Consider the following 15,701-nt stretch of genomic DNA (forward strand, 5'->3'; position numbering starts at 1 on the left):
TCCTATGGTGAAACCTTCATTTCATAAACAGGCATAACATGTTCGGGCCCTAATGTGACATGAGAAATAAACTCATAAGTTCCTTCTTCATCAAATATCGTTTTAATTTGATACTTTCCATCACTAACTTTTTCTGGAGTAACAGTTCCAATGACTGGCCCATCCTTTTTAATTATTTCAAAAAAGATATCGGTTCCTTCACCCACACTCGTACCACTGTGAGTTATCGAAGCGATTATTTCGACCGGCTCTAGTAATGTAGCATTTTCCGGGTTGCTGATCACTTCTACTTCAAGGCCTTCTGATTGGGTAGCGTTCGACTCGACCTTTGATGAACAACCGGCTAAAACAAATAATAGAATCATTATCATCCATTGTTTTTTCATTTTGACTTTCCTGTTTCATTATCCGCTTTTAAATTAGTCCAAAACAGCAGACGCTTTTTTAATTTTTCAAATAATAACAAGGCAATTAAAATGACAGCACAGTTAAAAATCATCCCTGCAATCACGTAATCATAATAGGCAAAATCGGTGTAATACTGTATGAAATAGCCCATTCCTGATTCAGCACCAAACATTTCAGCCATCGTTAGGATTAAGAAAGAAAGGGTTAATGCCTGCCCGGCACCACTAAGAATATAAGGGGACGCAGCTGGGACAATGACTTTCGTTAAAAAGTCACTCCCTTTCAAACCCAGCGTCTTCGCATTATCTAAATATTGTTTATCAATAATGAGAACCCCTTGAAGGGTTCCCAAAAATATCGGCCAAAAGGTTCCAATAAAGATTAAAAAAATCGAAGCTGATTCAAACGTTGGCAGTACAGCGATCGCATACGGGACAAATAAGGTTGGGGGCAGTGGACTTAACAAATGAACATAAGGCATTAAAATTTGGCGAATGCGAGTTAATAAGCCAAAAAATACTCCCCCTCCAATCCCTAATATGATTGATCCTAAATAAGCGGGAAACAGCAACTTAAGGGAACTCATTAACCCCGCAAATAATTCATTTCCTGCTGTATAAAATACGCTAAACACTTCATTTAATTTTGGAAAAATCACCGGGTTTAAACCGCCAAATCTAGTTAACATATCCCATGCCACAATGGCGGCTGCTCCAATAAAAATGGTAATTCCATATTGTTTGAACAAGTTTTTCATCTGTTATGATCCTCCCGCCTGTCAATTGTTCTATATGATAACCTAGATGATTACAGATTTTGTTTAGTAAAACGTTCTAATAACTCTTGATAATAATCCTGATCCTCTGGATATTCTTTAATTAATTCATTTAATGCCCGTTCATAGAGATCTAGATTTATATATTTATTAATATCAATCTCTTCTGCGTTTTCAATATAGCCAATCTCCTGCATTTGCTCCCACATTTTTTTCACTTCTTTACTGTTTGGATCTGGTGAATAATGAGAATGCTCCTCGTTCACAATCGAATCGACGGTTTCATCATCCAATTTCAAATGAGTTTTTGCTGCTTCTACCGCTGTTTCCGGATGTTCATTTCGCACACGTTCTGCCCGAATTAGCGCCTTTAAAAAGCGTTTATAAGCTTCTCCGTTATCCTCTGATAATAATTCTTGCCTAGTCACAACTCGGCAGCAGACATGAGTTGGATTTAAATCATTACTCCAGCCAATAACCGCTAAATTTTGTTCTTTTGCTTTCAAGTAGGTTGATCCTGCTGAAACGGCCACATCGACTTTTCCACTTGCAACAGCCTGTAATAAATCGCCGCCCGTTTTAAATTCGATAATTTCAAGATCCTTTTTCCAATCAATTCCGGCATCTGCAAGAGCGGAACGGAACACGATATCAGAGGTAAACATCCGAATCGTACCTACTTTTTTTCCTTTGTAATCTTCCAATGATTTATACTGTTCTTTATTTTCTTCTTTAACAAGAATCGGGTGCCCTCCTTCTAGATGGCCTCCAATGATGGAAAAATTGGACCCGCCTGATATAAAGGTTAAAGGAGCTGCTGTTCCAAAGGTCATACCTAAATCAATTTTCCCTGCTTCCAAAGCATTAAGTCCATCTGCTGATGAGGCAAAGCCTACACCTTCCACCTTTAGATTTTCATCTTCAAAGAAGCCTTCATGATCAGCTACGTCAAATAAAGCCGCCCCGCTTCCCTGTCCATATCCGATTTTTAATTCATATGTTTTCTCTTCTTTTGATTCATTTGAATTGGTCTTTTCTGCACTTTGACCTGTTCCGCAGCCCGCTAGAGCAACAGCTGCTGTTAACGCGATGAGAGCAGACTTTACATTATTTTTTACCAATCGTTTCATGTTGTTTTCCTCCGATTCCACTTTTAGGTTAAATTTTATCTCCATTTGAACCTACAAATTGTTGATCTTCCAAATTATCCAGCAAGCCCTGATTCATGATGGACAAAATATGCTCTCTAAATCTCGTAAATTCACTGCTGCTAAATAGTTTTTTACGATTTCTCGGTTTAGTAAAGGGAACATCCACACTGGTAGTGACAGCTCCTTGTGATCCTGTTGAAAACATCACAATCCGATCAGCTAAATAAATGGCCTCATCGGCATCGTGTGTCACAAACACAATCGTCCGGTTTTGATCTTGGCTAATTTGAAGAATTAAATCCTGTAAGTGAATCCGTGTCAGTGGATCTAAAGCGCCAAATGGTTCATCCATTAGCATCAAATCTGAACCAAACGCTAAAGCTCTGGCAATCGCAGCACGTTGTTTCATTCCACCTGACATTTCACCAGGATATTTTTTGACAGCGTGACCTAACTGCACAAGACCTAGATAATCTGCGGCAAGAAGCTGTAATTCTTTTTTTGTTTTTTTTCCTTTTAATTTTTGCTTTAATGCGAGAACGATATTCTCTTCAGCAGATAACCAAGGAAATAATGAATAATCTTGAAAAACTACCCCGCAATCTGGAATCAAATCTGCTGAGGATACCCCATTCACTAATATTTCTCCATCGTTTGGCTGTTCCAAGCCTGCCATTAGTCGAAGAAAAGTACTTTTCCCACAGCCACTCGGCCCCATTAGAACCAGTAATTCCCCTTCTTTTACGTCAATGTCAATATGGTTTAAAATATTTACACCCTGATAACCAAAGGAGATCGATTTTGCTTGAACTTTGATTTTCTCCAAGTCCGATTGTTCTACTGGCTTCCTTACTGCTGTTACTTGATTCATCTTTTCCCCACCTTTTCCTTTTCCTCATTATTCGTATAAGGTTCTATAGCCTAAATCTTGTATGACTGTATCAACTGGACCATGTAAGGTCATCGTACGCATATTTCTCCAAAACCGATCAAACCCATAATGGCTGGAAGTTGCCCGGCTTCCCATTACTTCAAAAATCCGTGAGGTTATGTTTAAACCAGCTTGGGTTGTAAATACTTTTGCAGTGAATACCGCTTGCTCTAATTCATTTCTTTCATCTGCCGTAATTTGTTCGCCTTTATCCCATACTCTTTGAAAAAGTACATCTGTTTTATCAACCAGCAGTCTGGCCGCTTCGATTTGAACATACATTTCTCCATAATGTCGTTGAATACTTGGATCCTCAATGGCTGATTCAAACCCTGGTGTTCGTGGTCCTGTTTGTGTAATCGTGTATTTCCTCGCTTCTTCGAATGCGCCTTCCATAATACCAAGAAACAGATGATTGAGAATAAAATGAGCTATCTTGATACGTAATTTTGCAAATTCATCAGCATCGAAACGATTTCGTAATACTTCTTTTTCATTGACCCTTACATTTGTAAATGTTACGGTTCCGCTATCTGTTTGTCTTTGGCCGAAATTGTCCCAGTCATCGTTTACATTCACGCCTGGGCGATTAGTAGGGATCACTGCAATAAATAATTCCTCTCCTTCTTCAGAAAGAGCTGAAACAATTAGATAATCTGAATCTACACTTCCTGTACAAAACGTCTTTACACCATTTAAGATAAAATGATCTTGTTGTTTTTGGGCATGAAGTTTTATATCTGTTATATTGAACGCATTACCCCAAAATAAATTTCTCTTTGCTGTTTCGCGATAATAGTATTCTTGCTGTTTTGTATTTCCCCATAAATGGGAGGTAATAAGGTTTACGAAATGATATCCATATACATGAGCTAATGAACTGTCGTATTTTGCGAAAATTCTTACTATATTAACTACATCTGTCCATGTTCCACCCAAACCACCATATTCTTTAGGAATTAATACCTTCAGCAGTCCGCTGTTTCGAATTAAATCACGTTCTGCCTTCGGCGTACCTCCGATTAAATCTCTTTTTGCTGCATTTTCATTAAATTTTTGAGCAAGCTCCTCTGCTTTCTGAATATAAGTGTTTTCTAAAGCAGTAAACGTTGTCACGCCACCCTCTCCTCCCGTTAAATTAAATAATTATTTATCTATACTTACTTTTCAATTGCCATTAAACTTTAGTAAACAGGTATGATTAATCATGTATTGATTATAGGGTCATCCTAATTATTTGTAAAATTGAAAAAAATGAATAATCTTTTCGATAAAAATGAAATAACAAATTATTTAATTAACACTTGACTGATAGGTTTAATATAATTTAAGATACAAGTAATGAAAAAGAATAGGTAATTGCCGACTGGACCACTAGAGGCTTCCAAATCAGAAAGAGACATCATTCTGATTTGGAAGCCTCTATTTTTATTTCAAACATTGGAGGTGTATTATGGCTACTCAAGGTTATTTTATTTCTAGAAACAATGATCATGATCAGTTATCTTTCCATAGAAATGAGTATCTTAATTTACCTGATTTACAATTTTTTCTTTGGTGTCAGGACCGTTATCGTGTAAATAGGGGAGTGTATAATACGATTGATTGTTGGTTTTATACAAATGGAATTGTTTCAATTACAAACCGTCGTATTTATATCATAGCTTTTTTGGATTTTGTATTGGATTCAGGAGAACAGGATAACCATTACAAATATATACGTTTTGGAAATGGGGGACTTACGGTAAAACTTCATCAATTTACGAAAAGTATAGAAAAAAGGAACATCTATTAGGATGCTTAAAGATTTATTTCACATATACACCCAATTAAGAAGAATAGAAAAGGAGACAGATAATATGGCAAATATTGTTATTGTTTCATGGAGTTCCTCCCAACCTCAGCTATTGCTTTCTATTTGGAAAAGATTCTTACAAATCGAGGACATCAAGTAAAAAATATTAATGTCCGTGAATTCCCACCAAAGCGGAGCTATTACGCAAGCATTAACAATAATTGAACAGTCACAAGGAGTGATTGTTGTCAGTCCGGATGATAAAGCAAGCTTTACAGGTGTGTTGAAAACATTTTTTGATTTAATTCCAGAGAAAGGTTTGACTAATAAGATTATTCTTCCCATTGTTAACGGAGGTTCCATTGCTCTTCTGTTAACCTTAGAGCAATCTTTTAACCCCTTATTTTCCGTTTTAAATAGTCATGAAATAGTAATGGTGTCTATCTCATTGATTCTCAATTTACGTATAAGGATAAAGATCTAACTTTTATTGAGGTAGAAAAAGAACACAGAATAAAAATTGCCATTGAGTTTCTGTTAAATAAATTTAAGGAAAAACACCATCCATATCATATAATGCTCACACAAAAAATCACTATTCTTTTTGTCATTTTGACACAAAGAATAGTGATTTCGTAAAATTATTTTTTAATCGGCAACATTTCCAGTCCTTTTTTGTTTCACGAAAATAGAGGATTTCTTTTTCGATAGTTTATTAACTGTAAAAAGGATTGCTGTGGCCCATCCGACGAATATAATTGTGTATAAATATGGATAAACGGAAGTATGATCAATCCATGTAGTAAATAGAGTTCTAGAGTTGACAAAAATAATAAATCCACCGACTAGAACACCCATTAACTGCGGATGAACCTTTTGAACTAACCATGCGGCAATTGGTGCGGCAATTACTCCCCCAATGATTAACGCAGTTACCCAGAACCAATTTACTTGTGTCCAGCCCAGCGAAATAAAGAAACCTAATGAAGCTGATACAGCAATGGCAAATTCACTTGTGTCAACTGTTCCGACTACTTTTCTTGCACTCATGTCATTTTTACTTAAAAGGACAGGTGTAGCAATCGGACCCCATCCACCGCCACCGGTCGCGTCCATAAAACCAGCAATAAAACCAAGCGGAATGGCTTGCTTTCTCGTAAGAGTTGATTTGCCATTACCTACTGACGGACGATAGTTAAATAGAAAACGAAATAAAACATACATCCCTAATATCAAGAGAAAGATAGAGACATATGGTTTTGCCAATTCCCCAGGGATATTACTCAAAAAAGTAGCCCCTAAAAATGCTCCAATCGATCCAGGAATAATTAACTTATAAACAACTGATTTATCAACATTTCCAAATTTTATATGAGAAACACCTGAGGCTGCTGTAGTCACCACTTCTGATAAATGGACAGAAGCTGAAGCAACTGCTGGTGCGATACTAAATGCTAACAATAAAGATGACGATGTTACACCATAGGCCATGCCTAAAGCACCGTCGATCAACTGGGCTAAAAAGCCAATAAATGCAAAAACGATTAACTTTTTCATTGTTATCCTCCTAATTTATCTCCTGATACCCTTTTTTATCTTGAGGACCTTCGGTTGACCGATCGGCAGTGTAATTGGGTATTTTCTGATATTTCTTATATAATTAACATTTTAATCTAAACTATTCCGACTTGTCAACTGAGTTTTATGAGCTTTTTAATAAATAGGGTTTCTTTACTACTAATACCTTACACAGGTTGCAATCATCTAGCTCATATACCTATATCAAATTATGTGTTTGCTTTTCATTATGTGATTTATATTGGTTGAGAAACTTCATTTTTCTTGGGAACACAAAAAAGAGACAGGATGCAATCCTGTCTCTTTCCTATATAAATTAATCATGGAAATTAGTGCCGTCTGTTGTTGCTTTAATAATACCAGCACGGATGACATAGTCACCAAAGTGCTCGCCTTCCAAACGTTCTTTTGCGTAACGCGGAAGAAGTTCACGAAGTTCACGTAAGATCTCTTCTTCACCGATGTTTTCACGATACATTTTGCTTAGTCGGCTGCCATCATGGGCTGCACCAAGATACATATTATATTTACCAACAGCTTTACCGATAAAGGCAATTTCGCCTAGAGCCGGACGGGCACATCCGTTTGGACATCCAGTCATACGAATATTAATTTCTTTGTCTTGAAGTCCGCTTTCGTCGATAATTTCCTCAATCTGATCAAGTAGAGATGGTAGATAACGTTCTGCTTCAGCCATGGCCAAGCCGCATGTAGGAAGGGCTACACAGGCAATAGAGCTGCGGCGCAGAGCTGAATAGTGTTTACCGTCTGTCAATCCGTATTGCTCAACGAGTTCAGTAATCTTTTTCTTTTTCTGGCTTGATACATTGGCGATAATTACATTTTGATTTCCTGTTAAATGAAAATCACCTGTATGGATTTTCGCAATTTCACGTAAGCCCGTTTTCAATTTATAGTCATCATAATCTGCTACACGTCCACCTTGGATAAATAGGGTTAAATTCCATTTGCCACCTACACCCTTTACCCATCCGTAACGGTCCCCATTATGATCAAATTGGAATGCTCTTGCCTCCTCTAAACTCCAGCCAAGGCGGTTTTCCAATTCTTCCTTGACATTTTCAAGTCCAAGGCGGTCAACTGTATATTTAAAACGAGCATTCTTACGAACAGAACGGTTACCATAATCACGTTGAATGGTAATCACTTTTTCTGCTAGATCTTGAATCTTGTCTGGTGTACAGAAACCAATGACTTTCGCAAGCTGTGGATATGTTGCTTTATCGCCGTGTGACATTCCCATACCGCCGCCGATTGCTACGTTAAAACCAACAAGCTTATCATCTTCAATAATCGCAATAAGACCTAAATCTTGAGAGAAAACATCAATATCATTTGTCGGTGGAACTGCGATACCAATCTTAAATTTACGAGGCAGATAAGTTGGTCCGTACATAGGTTCAACTTCTGCATCCGGAGTTCCAGCAACTTTCTCTTCATCAAGCCATACTTCATAGTAAGCTCTTGTCCGCGGTAATAAATAATCGCTCAATTGCTTTGACCACTCATACACTTCTGCATGATGCTCAGATTGATATGGATTTGCTGCACACATTACGTTACGGTTTACATCACCACATGCTGCAATGGTATCCATAAGAGCTGCATTGATTCCCTGAATGGTACTCTTCATATTCCATTTTAGGATCCCATGCAATTGGAAGGTCATTCTAGTTGTCAGTTTTAAAGTACCGTTTCCATACTTGTCTGCAAGATCATCCATAACAAGCCATTGTTCAGGTGATGCGACGCCCCCTGGTAAGCGGACACGTAGCATGAACTGATAGGCAGGCTCCAGCTTTTGTTTTTGACGCTCATTACGAAGATCACGGTCATCCTGCAAGTAGCTGCCGTGGTGCTTCATCAAACGGTTGTCATCGTCGGGAATTCCAGCGCTCAGGCGGTCGAGCATTACTTCCTTCAGTGTTCCGCGTAAATAATTACTTTTTACTTTTATCTCCTCAACATCACTTGGTGATCCTTCAGGCGCTGTTAAAATTGTTTTCACCATGTTGAAAACACTCCTTTCAATCCAAAATCAATATACATCTCGCTGATAACGTTTTTGCTGCTGCATGTTAGCAAGATATTCTTCTGCTTTTTCACGGCTCATGCCGCCTTCTTTTTCGATAATCTCAATGAGTGTGTTGTGCACGTCATGTGCCATGTTTTTCTCGTCACCGCAAATATAGAAGTAAGCCCCTTCTTCAAGCCATTCGAATAATTCTTTACTATTTTCAAGCATGCGGTGCTGTACATATACTTTCTCAGCAGTGTCACGAGAAAACGCAACATCCATCTTTGTTAATACGCCATCTTTAAGCCACTTTTGCCATTCTGTCTGATAAAGGAAATCTGTCACAAAATGCTGATCTCCAAAGAACATCCATGACTTACCTTCTGCACCAATTTCTTCACGCTCCTGCATGAACGAACGGAATGGTGCAACACCAGTACCCGGACCAACCATAATAATAGGTGCTTCAGGATCCTGCGGAAGCTTAAAATTATCATTCTTCTGAATATAGATAGGCAGTGTGTCGCCTGATTCTAGACGCTCTGCACATAAAATCGAGCAAACACCATTACGCTCACGGCCATGCGCTTCGTAGCGAACAGCACCAATTGTTAAATGAACTTCTTCTGGATTTGCAGCATAGCTGCTCGCAATGGAATATAAACGTGCAGGAAGTTTTCTTAAAATAGATACAAACTCTTGTGCTGAAACATTCCATGGACCAAAATCACGAACTAAATCCACTAAATCTCGACCGTGAAGATATTCTTTTACATCCCCAGATGACAGAAGTTCACTTAATTTTTCATTATTTGTAAGCTCTAATGCCTTCTCAAGAAGAGGCTTTGTTAAAACAGTCAATTCAAAATAAGTAGTAAGCGCATCTTTTAGAGAGCGAACTTCCCCTTGCTTATTAACCGTTACACTTTCTTCTGGATTCAACTTCAGTTCTTCAATAAGCAAGTCAACAAGCCCTGGATCATTTTCAGGATAAATACCTAATGTATCACCTGGTTCAAATGTAAGTCCTGAGCCTTCCAATGATAATTCAAGATGACGGGTTTCTTTGTTAGAGCCGCGTCCGTTTAAATTAAGATTTTCAAGCACTTCCGCTCTAAAAGGATTTGTTCTAGAATACTGTGATTCTAAGCCTTGAGGTGCTTCAGTTGTCAATGCCGGTGCAGCATTTCCGCCTTGAGCTTGGTTTAAGCTGTTAAGGACGCCTTCCAGCCACTCTGCTGCAGGCTCATCATAGTCAACATCGCAGTCAAAACGTGGATATAGTCTTGTCCCGCCAAGCTCTTCCAAACGCTGATCAAATTGCTTACCCGTTTCACAGAAGAACTCATACGAGCTGTCTCCAAGTGCCAAAACAGAATATTGGAGTCCTTCAAGTTTTGGAGCCCGTTTCCCATGAAGAAATTCATGGAAAGATATCGCATTATCAGGCGGATCCCCTTCACCATGTGTGCTCACGATAATCAGCAGGTTGTCAACCTTTTTTAAATTATTTGGTTTAAAATCACTCATAGACGAAAGCGTTACTTTATAGTCCTGCTCCTCGAGTGTCTTTTTCGCTTTATCAGCTAATCCCTTCGCATTTCCAGACTGGGAACCAAAAAGGATAGTTACTTCTTTCGTAATTGTTTTCACATTATTCACAGATACTGGAGCTTCTACTGTTTCCAGTGCAGCAGCAGCCTGTGACCCCGAATGAACTTGAGACTGTGATGCAGCTAGAAAACCGCTCAGCCAGACTTTTTGTGACTCTGTCAAGCTCGGCAGCAAACGGTTAAGGAGCTCTGCCTGCTCCTGATTAAACGGACTGTTCAATACCTGAAGTTGCAACGAAATCCACCTCACAAAATAATTAAACTAATCGTACATCTTTATTATGATAACGACTAATCTCAATATAACGACTAATTCTCAAACATTTAATTTTTTCTTACATCCATCTTATATCTATTATTCCTATAATTCAAGTAGGAATTTAATGATATAGAAAGGATTTATGATTATTATCTAATATTAATGATTTCTATATGAAACTTTACCAAAAGAATGAGAATTAGTAAAATAAATATTAATTATTATAACTATTAATAATACTAATAATAAAAGGAGGAATCCATTTGTACTATGACGAATTAAAAACGTTTGTGACTCTGGTGGAAGTGAAAAATTTCACCAAAACTGCCGAGATCCTTCGAATGTCCCAGCCGAGTGTCAGTCTACATATTAAAAATCTAGAAAAGGAGTTTCAAACAAAATTATTTCTTCGCTCTCCGAAAATCCTAAAAATTACTCCAACCGGTGAATTGCTATATGACCGAGCAAAGCAAATGATTACCATATATGAACAGACGAAACAGGATATTCTCGAACATCAGAACTCAATTAAAGGAGAACTGAAGATAGGTGCCAGTTTTACGATTGGGGAGTACATTCTTCCGCCATTATTATATGACCTGCAAAAGAAATATCCAGAACTTGACCTGCAGGTTACGATTGGAAATACGGAAGAAATTGTCCAATCCGTCCGTTTGTTCCAAGTTGATATCGGATTAATTGAAGGTCATACAAATGAAAAAGAACTGACTGTCCAGCCATTTATGCAGGATGAGTTATTCATTGTCGCCTCGAACAATCATGAGCTTACTCATAAAAGGGACGTAACGATTACGGACCTGCAAAATCAAGAATGGGTCGTTAGGGAGATCGGTTCAGGGACACGAGAATATTTTAACCACGTCGTGCGTGCAAATGGCTTGAAGGTAAAATCCTTGATATCAATCAGCAGCAGTCAAGGAATAAAAGAAATGCTTATCCATGGGATGGGGCTTTCCCTCTTATCGAAGAGTGTCATTAAAAGAGATGTCAAGCATCGAATTCTTACCATTATTCCATTGCAAAATCATCCCTTTACCAGAACGCTTTCATATGTATCTTCCCCCATCATGGAGGATAAAACAAATGTTAAAGTATTTCTTTCTGCCTTACGTGAAAAGTGGACAGACCAAACCAAATCTGCATCTTTATAAAGAAGAAAAGAGAATATTTGTGTTTGGAAATGCAAAAAATACGTTGAAAACTTTTAAGGAGAGTACAGGATGGATATTCAACGTGCAATGGAAATTATCAACTCAGTTGAAATGGTTAATGTAAGCTTCAGAGGAATACCGGTATACATAAAAGAAGTTCACTCGAATAACCAAACAGCAACTGTGTTTCCTCTTGATGAATTGGATCACCCGCAGATTGTTGATTTGCATGGTTTAGCTGATGAAGGTCCCACTATGAGAGAATGAACAGACAAAATAAAGGCTGACGTAATTGTCAGCCTTTATTTTATTACATATCCATATTCATATTTTCTTGATTTTCCATCGTTCCGTTCGATTCCATTTCCGCTTCTTTCTGCATTTTTGCTTGATATCGTTTTTCAGCTTCTTGATCGATTGGATCCCAGCTTGACACTTCAGCATTTAATGCAGGATCTTCTAAATAAGGCTTAGCTCCTTCTTGATCCTTAAAGAAAGCATACCCATATTTCATAGTTGTTTGAACATCAGCTTTAACAACTACTGCACTACCAGCTTCAATCCACTCCGTTGTAGTAAAATCACGTAACCATTCCTTAACGAACTTTTCATTAAATTTTATCTCTGCGTTTAACAAGCAGCCGGAATCGCCGAAATACACATGAGTTCCGTCTTCTTTGATTGCTTGCGCCGTAAACACGCCTATTTCTTCATCTTTTGTATAAATCTTCATGTTACAGAAATAGCAAAGATCTTCTGCTGTTGGTTCCTCTGGATTTACAGCATGTTCGTGATTTTGTTTACTGCTTTCATTTGTGGCGGTTGTCTCTGTTGCAGGCTTATATCCGTTACAGCTGTTTCATTTCCCTTGTTTTCCGATTTTGATTGCTGCTCTTTCGCATTACAGCCTGCAAAAACAAAGATGAGTAGTAATGATAAAAACATTACTACTCATTTCTTCATTCCCCCTGCCCCCTAATTATTTTCATATTCCTAATGTATCAGGCAATTGTGTGAAAAGTACGAAATCGGGAAGAAACATTCGTGAGATTTGGATATTTTTGTAAATAAAAAGAATAAAAACAGATAAATGAACAAATACTTCCATCATTGCGTATTTTTATAATGAATGATACTTTAGGAAAAATCTTAAGGAGAAGAAACGTATGCATTGGTATGAAAAGTTAAATCAGTATTTTCCCGTTGTCGAAATGAAATCAAAAGAGCATATGGAAACCTTACTGAAGGAACGTTCGGATATCTATCATAAAGATGAAGGACCTAACCATATTATGATGTATGTAGAATTAGACAACTTTATCTTTATTGACTACTTGCTAGTCTCTAAACAAGCCCGCGGACAGCGTCTCGGTCATAAACTGTTAGAGAAATTAAAGCAAGAGGAGAAACCCATTATTCTTGAAGTTGAACCGATTAGCTACGAGGACAGCGACACTGAAAAAAGGCTGCATTTTTATAAACGCGAGGGCTTCGAGCATGCACAGTCAATCGGTTATACCAGGAGATCATTGGCTACCAAGGAAATAAATACTCTGGAAATCCTCTATTGGGCACCAAACAACGAGTCTGAGGAAATGATTTATGAGGCTATGAAAAAAACGTATGATCTGATCCATACCTATAAAGATCATAAGTTTTATGGTGAATCCTATCAGCCGGTTGAAGAAGTGTTAACCTTTAACCAAGAACCAGAGAATGATAATTTACTTGATCAATTGTGAGTGAAGTTATGTTTAGAAGATCAAAAAATAGCGAACAATCTGCTGTTCGCTATTTTTGAACATTAATTCCATTGATTAAGTACATTAATAGAAAGGTTTGCAAAGTAATTGGCTGCAACTAATAGAGCCTCTTCATTTAAATAAAACGCAGGATGATGCCATTCTTTTGGACCATCAACACCCATCCAGACAAAAAACCCAGGGAGCTTTGTTTGATAAAAAGCAAAATCCTCTCCAGCCTGACTTTGGGATGCTTCCACAACCTCATATCCAAGCTTATGAGCCGTTTCAGCCGCAATCTTAGTAAAACGCGGCGAATTGTCTACAACTGGCATATAGGGGTACCAATGAAATTCTGCTTTTGCACCATAAGTACTCGCGACCCCTTCCACTGTACGCTTCATTAAATCCGGAATAACCTGACGTGCTTCATTTTGAAAGGTTCGAACAGTCCCTTCAAGCTCTGCTTTTTCAGGAATGACATTCCATGTATTTCCTGCATGTACCTGCGTTATGCTGATGACGGCATTATGAAAGGAACTGAGATTACGACTGACAATTGTCTGTAGAGCTGAGATCATCTGACCGGTTACCACAATTGGATCAATTGTATTGTTTGGAATTCCTGCATGACCGCCAACACCTGTAATCTCAATCTCAAAACGGTCAACACTCGCCATTAGTGCTCCTTCACGAACCCCGATCGTTCCTACCGGCAAATCCGGCTTATTATGCATCCCGAAAATTGCCTCCACTCCGGCTAATACACCTGCTTTTCCGATTAAAACAGCCCCCTGTGAAATTTCCTCCGCCGGCTGAAAAATGATTCGTACCTTCCCTTTTAACTCGTTTCGTCGTTCCTGCAGAAGAATCGCTGCACCAATGATAGAAGCAGTATGAAAATCATGCCCACACGCATGCATAATTCCCTCATTTTTCGAAGCAAATGGCAAACCCGTTTCCTCTTTAATTGGCAGGGCATCAATATCTGCCCGTAAGGCAATTGTTGGTCCGGGCTGACCGCCTGCGATTTCTGCAACAACCCCAACCTCCAACGAAAAATCCAATACAGGAATTCCTGCCTCTTCCAACCACTTGCGAATTCGTTTGGTCGTTTCATATTCCTGCATTGATAGTTCCGGATGCTCATGCAATTCTCTACGGTATGAAACAAGCTTCTTTTGTAATTCTACTTTCCGCTCTATGCTTTCCATCATCTTAATCCCTCCCTAACTTATTAACTAAAAGTCAAACGATACTACCATCATTAGTAGTATAAAATAAACTCTTTACTAATAATTTTCCACATGATCTAGTTCTTCTACAATGGTTTTGCGCATTTTTTGAGATCCTTTTCGATTTATCATATAAATGCTAAGCAAAATTAGGACTAATCCAGAAAATAATGAGATCGTGAATGGTTCACCAAGGAATAATGTACCGATTCCAACAGAAATAAGCGGGACTAAAAAGGTAAACGAGCTAACCTTGCTTGATTCACCCGAATTCATTAATTTAAAATAAACTGCTGTGGCTCCTGTAACCCCTAGTATGGCACCATATAATAAACTAGAAACATATGGGACATTCCATACAATTTCTGATAGGCCCTCTCCCGTACCGAGACCAATACCGCTTAAAATGACTCCACCAAAAATATTCTGTAGCGCAACCAGCCATAAACCATCTACCTGACTGCTTGTTTTTTTCACATATACAACACCGACGGCCCATCCAGCTCCTGTTACGAACGCCAAAATAATACCAAGAATACTAATATTCCCCGATATTCCATCAAGACTCACAACTACAACACCAATAAACCCAATGATCATTCCAGCTATTTTTATCGGTGACAATGATTCCTTCAGCCATAACCATGCAAGGAGTACGACAAGTACCGGCTGCAAATACACAATGACTGAAAATAATCCAGAAGGCAAAAATTGCAATCCAAAGGTTTGAACTCCGTTAAAGATCATAATATTAAAAAAAGAAGAAATCATATAAATCGGCCATGTTTTCTTCCATTGAATTTTTCTCCACCCAGGAAGAAGGACGAACGCCAGCATAATCCCACCTAATAATGTACGCATACCCGCAAATAGAAATGGCGGAGTATATTCAAGTGCTATTTTATAAATGGGCCAGCATAATCCCCAAATAAGTACGACAAAAGCAATAGCAAAGGCTGCTTTTGGTTTGGACATTTTTCCCATTATCCTTGTTCCTTCTTTCT

At 38.2% G+C, this 15,701-nt stretch carries 17 protein-coding genes; 5 read left to right on the top strand and 12 right to left on the bottom strand.

All coding sequences use genetic code 11. The annotated features are described in order from the left end of the window. Window positions 1-2 precede the first annotated feature (2 nt). The 5 genes from R4Z09_RS22210 to R4Z09_RS22230 are packed head-to-tail and all read right to left on the bottom strand — an operon-like array spanning window position 3 to window position 4,381. Window positions 3-386 carry a FixH family protein gene (locus tag R4Z09_RS22210; protein ID WP_338448906.1) on the bottom strand — a complete coding sequence of 128 codons (384 nt, stop codon included), beginning with the start codon at window positions 384-386 and terminating at the stop codon, window positions 3-5. Further along, the gene (locus tag R4Z09_RS22215; RefSeq protein WP_338448907.1) at window positions 383-1,165 is read right to left on the bottom strand and encodes an ABC transporter permease; all 783 of its coding nucleotides are present in this window, start codon (window positions 1,163-1,165) and stop codon (window positions 383-385) included. Before R4Z09_RS22215 ends, R4Z09_RS22210 begins: the two co-directional genes overlap by 4 nt. 50 nt (window positions 1,166-1,215) lie before the next feature. Continuing rightward, window positions 1,216-2,313 (bottom strand): ABC transporter substrate-binding protein, encoded by a 1,098-nt coding sequence (locus R4Z09_RS22220; protein ID WP_338448908.1) that lies wholly within the window; start codon window positions 2,311-2,313, stop codon window positions 1,216-1,218. Window positions 2,314-2,341: 28 nt separating this feature from the next. After that, on the bottom strand, window positions 2,342-3,205 hold the full coding sequence (locus R4Z09_RS22225) for an ABC transporter ATP-binding protein (RefSeq protein WP_338448909.1): 864 nt from the start codon (window positions 3,203-3,205) through the stop codon (window positions 2,342-2,344). A gap of 27 nt (window positions 3,206-3,232) precedes the next feature. Then, complete coding sequence (locus tag R4Z09_RS22230; RefSeq protein WP_338448910.1) at window positions 3,233-4,381, bottom strand: acyl-CoA dehydrogenase family protein; 1,149 nt, start codon at window positions 4,379-4,381, stop codon at window positions 3,233-3,235. A 337-nt stretch (window positions 4,382-4,718) separates the two neighbouring features. Between R4Z09_RS22230 and R4Z09_RS22235 the strand changes: the two genes are divergently transcribed. Both R4Z09_RS22235 and R4Z09_RS22240 read left to right on the top strand, forming a co-directional pair. Then, on the top strand, window positions 4,719-5,060 hold the full coding sequence (locus R4Z09_RS22235) for a hypothetical protein (RefSeq protein ID WP_338448911.1): 342 nt from the start codon (window positions 4,719-4,721) through the stop codon (window positions 5,058-5,060). A gap of 169 nt (window positions 5,061-5,229) precedes the next feature. Further along, on the top strand, window positions 5,230-5,544 hold the full coding sequence (locus R4Z09_RS22240; RefSeq protein WP_338448912.1) for an NAD(P)H-dependent oxidoreductase: 315 nt from the start codon (window positions 5,230-5,232) through the stop codon (window positions 5,542-5,544). Between the two features lie 164 nt (window positions 5,545-5,708). Here R4Z09_RS22240 and R4Z09_RS22245 read toward each other — a convergent pair whose 3' ends face one another. The 3 genes from R4Z09_RS22245 to R4Z09_RS22255 all read right to left on the bottom strand — a co-directional run bounded on the left by R4Z09_RS22245 (window position 5,709) and on the right by R4Z09_RS22255 (window position 10,524). Next, on the bottom strand, window positions 5,709-6,617 hold the full coding sequence (locus R4Z09_RS22245; protein WP_338448913.1) for a sulfite exporter TauE/SafE family protein: 909 nt from the start codon (window positions 6,615-6,617) through the stop codon (window positions 5,709-5,711). Window positions 6,618-6,954: 337 nt separating this feature from the next. Next, entirely contained in the window at window positions 6,955-8,670 is a 1,716-nt protein-coding gene (gene cysI, locus R4Z09_RS22250; protein ID WP_338448914.1) for an assimilatory sulfite reductase (NADPH) hemoprotein subunit, read from the bottom strand. Between the two features lie 27 nt (window positions 8,671-8,697). Next, window positions 8,698-10,524, bottom strand: a complete 1,827-nt coding sequence (locus tag R4Z09_RS22255) for an assimilatory sulfite reductase (NADPH) flavoprotein subunit (protein ID WP_338448915.1) — start codon at window positions 10,522-10,524, stop codon at window positions 8,698-8,700. A 287-nt stretch (window positions 10,525-10,811) separates the two neighbouring features. Between R4Z09_RS22255 and R4Z09_RS22260 the strand changes: the two genes are divergently transcribed. Together R4Z09_RS22260 and R4Z09_RS22265 are read left to right on the top strand one after the other, a co-directional pair. Continuing rightward, window positions 10,812-11,720 carry a LysR family transcriptional regulator gene (locus tag R4Z09_RS22260; RefSeq protein WP_338448916.1) on the top strand — a complete coding sequence of 303 codons (909 nt, stop codon included), beginning with the start codon at window positions 10,812-10,814 and terminating at the stop codon, window positions 11,718-11,720. A gap of 69 nt (window positions 11,721-11,789) precedes the next feature. Beyond that, window positions 11,790-11,987 (top strand): H-type small acid-soluble spore protein, encoded by a 198-nt coding sequence (locus tag R4Z09_RS22265; protein WP_338448917.1) that lies wholly within the window; start codon window positions 11,790-11,792, stop codon window positions 11,985-11,987. A gap of 43 nt (window positions 11,988-12,030) precedes the next feature. Here R4Z09_RS22265 and R4Z09_RS22270 read toward each other — a convergent pair whose 3' ends face one another. Further along, window positions 12,031-12,453 (bottom strand): hypothetical protein, encoded by a 423-nt coding sequence (locus R4Z09_RS22270; protein ID WP_338448918.1) that lies wholly within the window; start codon window positions 12,451-12,453, stop codon window positions 12,031-12,033. Between the two features lie 44 nt (window positions 12,454-12,497). Continuing rightward, entirely contained in the window at window positions 12,498-12,665 is a 168-nt protein-coding gene (locus R4Z09_RS22275; protein WP_338448919.1) for a hypothetical protein, read from the bottom strand. A 221-nt stretch (window positions 12,666-12,886) separates the two neighbouring features. Between R4Z09_RS22275 and R4Z09_RS22280 the strand changes: the two genes are divergently transcribed. After that, window positions 12,887-13,462, top strand: coding sequence for a GNAT family N-acetyltransferase (locus R4Z09_RS22280; protein ID WP_338448920.1), 576 nt, complete (start codon window positions 12,887-12,889; stop codon window positions 13,460-13,462). A gap of 62 nt (window positions 13,463-13,524) precedes the next feature. Here the strand turns inward: R4Z09_RS22280 and R4Z09_RS22285 are convergent, their stop codons facing one another. Together R4Z09_RS22285 and R4Z09_RS22290 are read right to left on the bottom strand one after the other, a co-directional pair. After that, window positions 13,525-14,676 carry a M20 peptidase aminoacylase family protein gene (locus R4Z09_RS22285; protein WP_338453330.1) on the bottom strand — a complete coding sequence of 384 codons (1,152 nt, stop codon included), beginning with the start codon at window positions 14,674-14,676 and terminating at the stop codon, window positions 13,525-13,527. A gap of 78 nt (window positions 14,677-14,754) precedes the next feature. Further along, window positions 14,755-15,681 (bottom strand): DMT family transporter, encoded by a 927-nt coding sequence (locus R4Z09_RS22290; protein ID WP_338448921.1) that lies wholly within the window; start codon window positions 15,679-15,681, stop codon window positions 14,755-14,757. Window positions 15,682-15,701 lie beyond the last annotated feature (20 nt).

The sequence above is a fragment of the Niallia oryzisoli genome, from assembly GCF_036670025.1.
Taxonomy (GTDB): Bacteria; Bacillota; Bacilli; order Bacillales; family Cytobacillaceae; genus Bacillus_BD; species Bacillus_BD oryzisoli.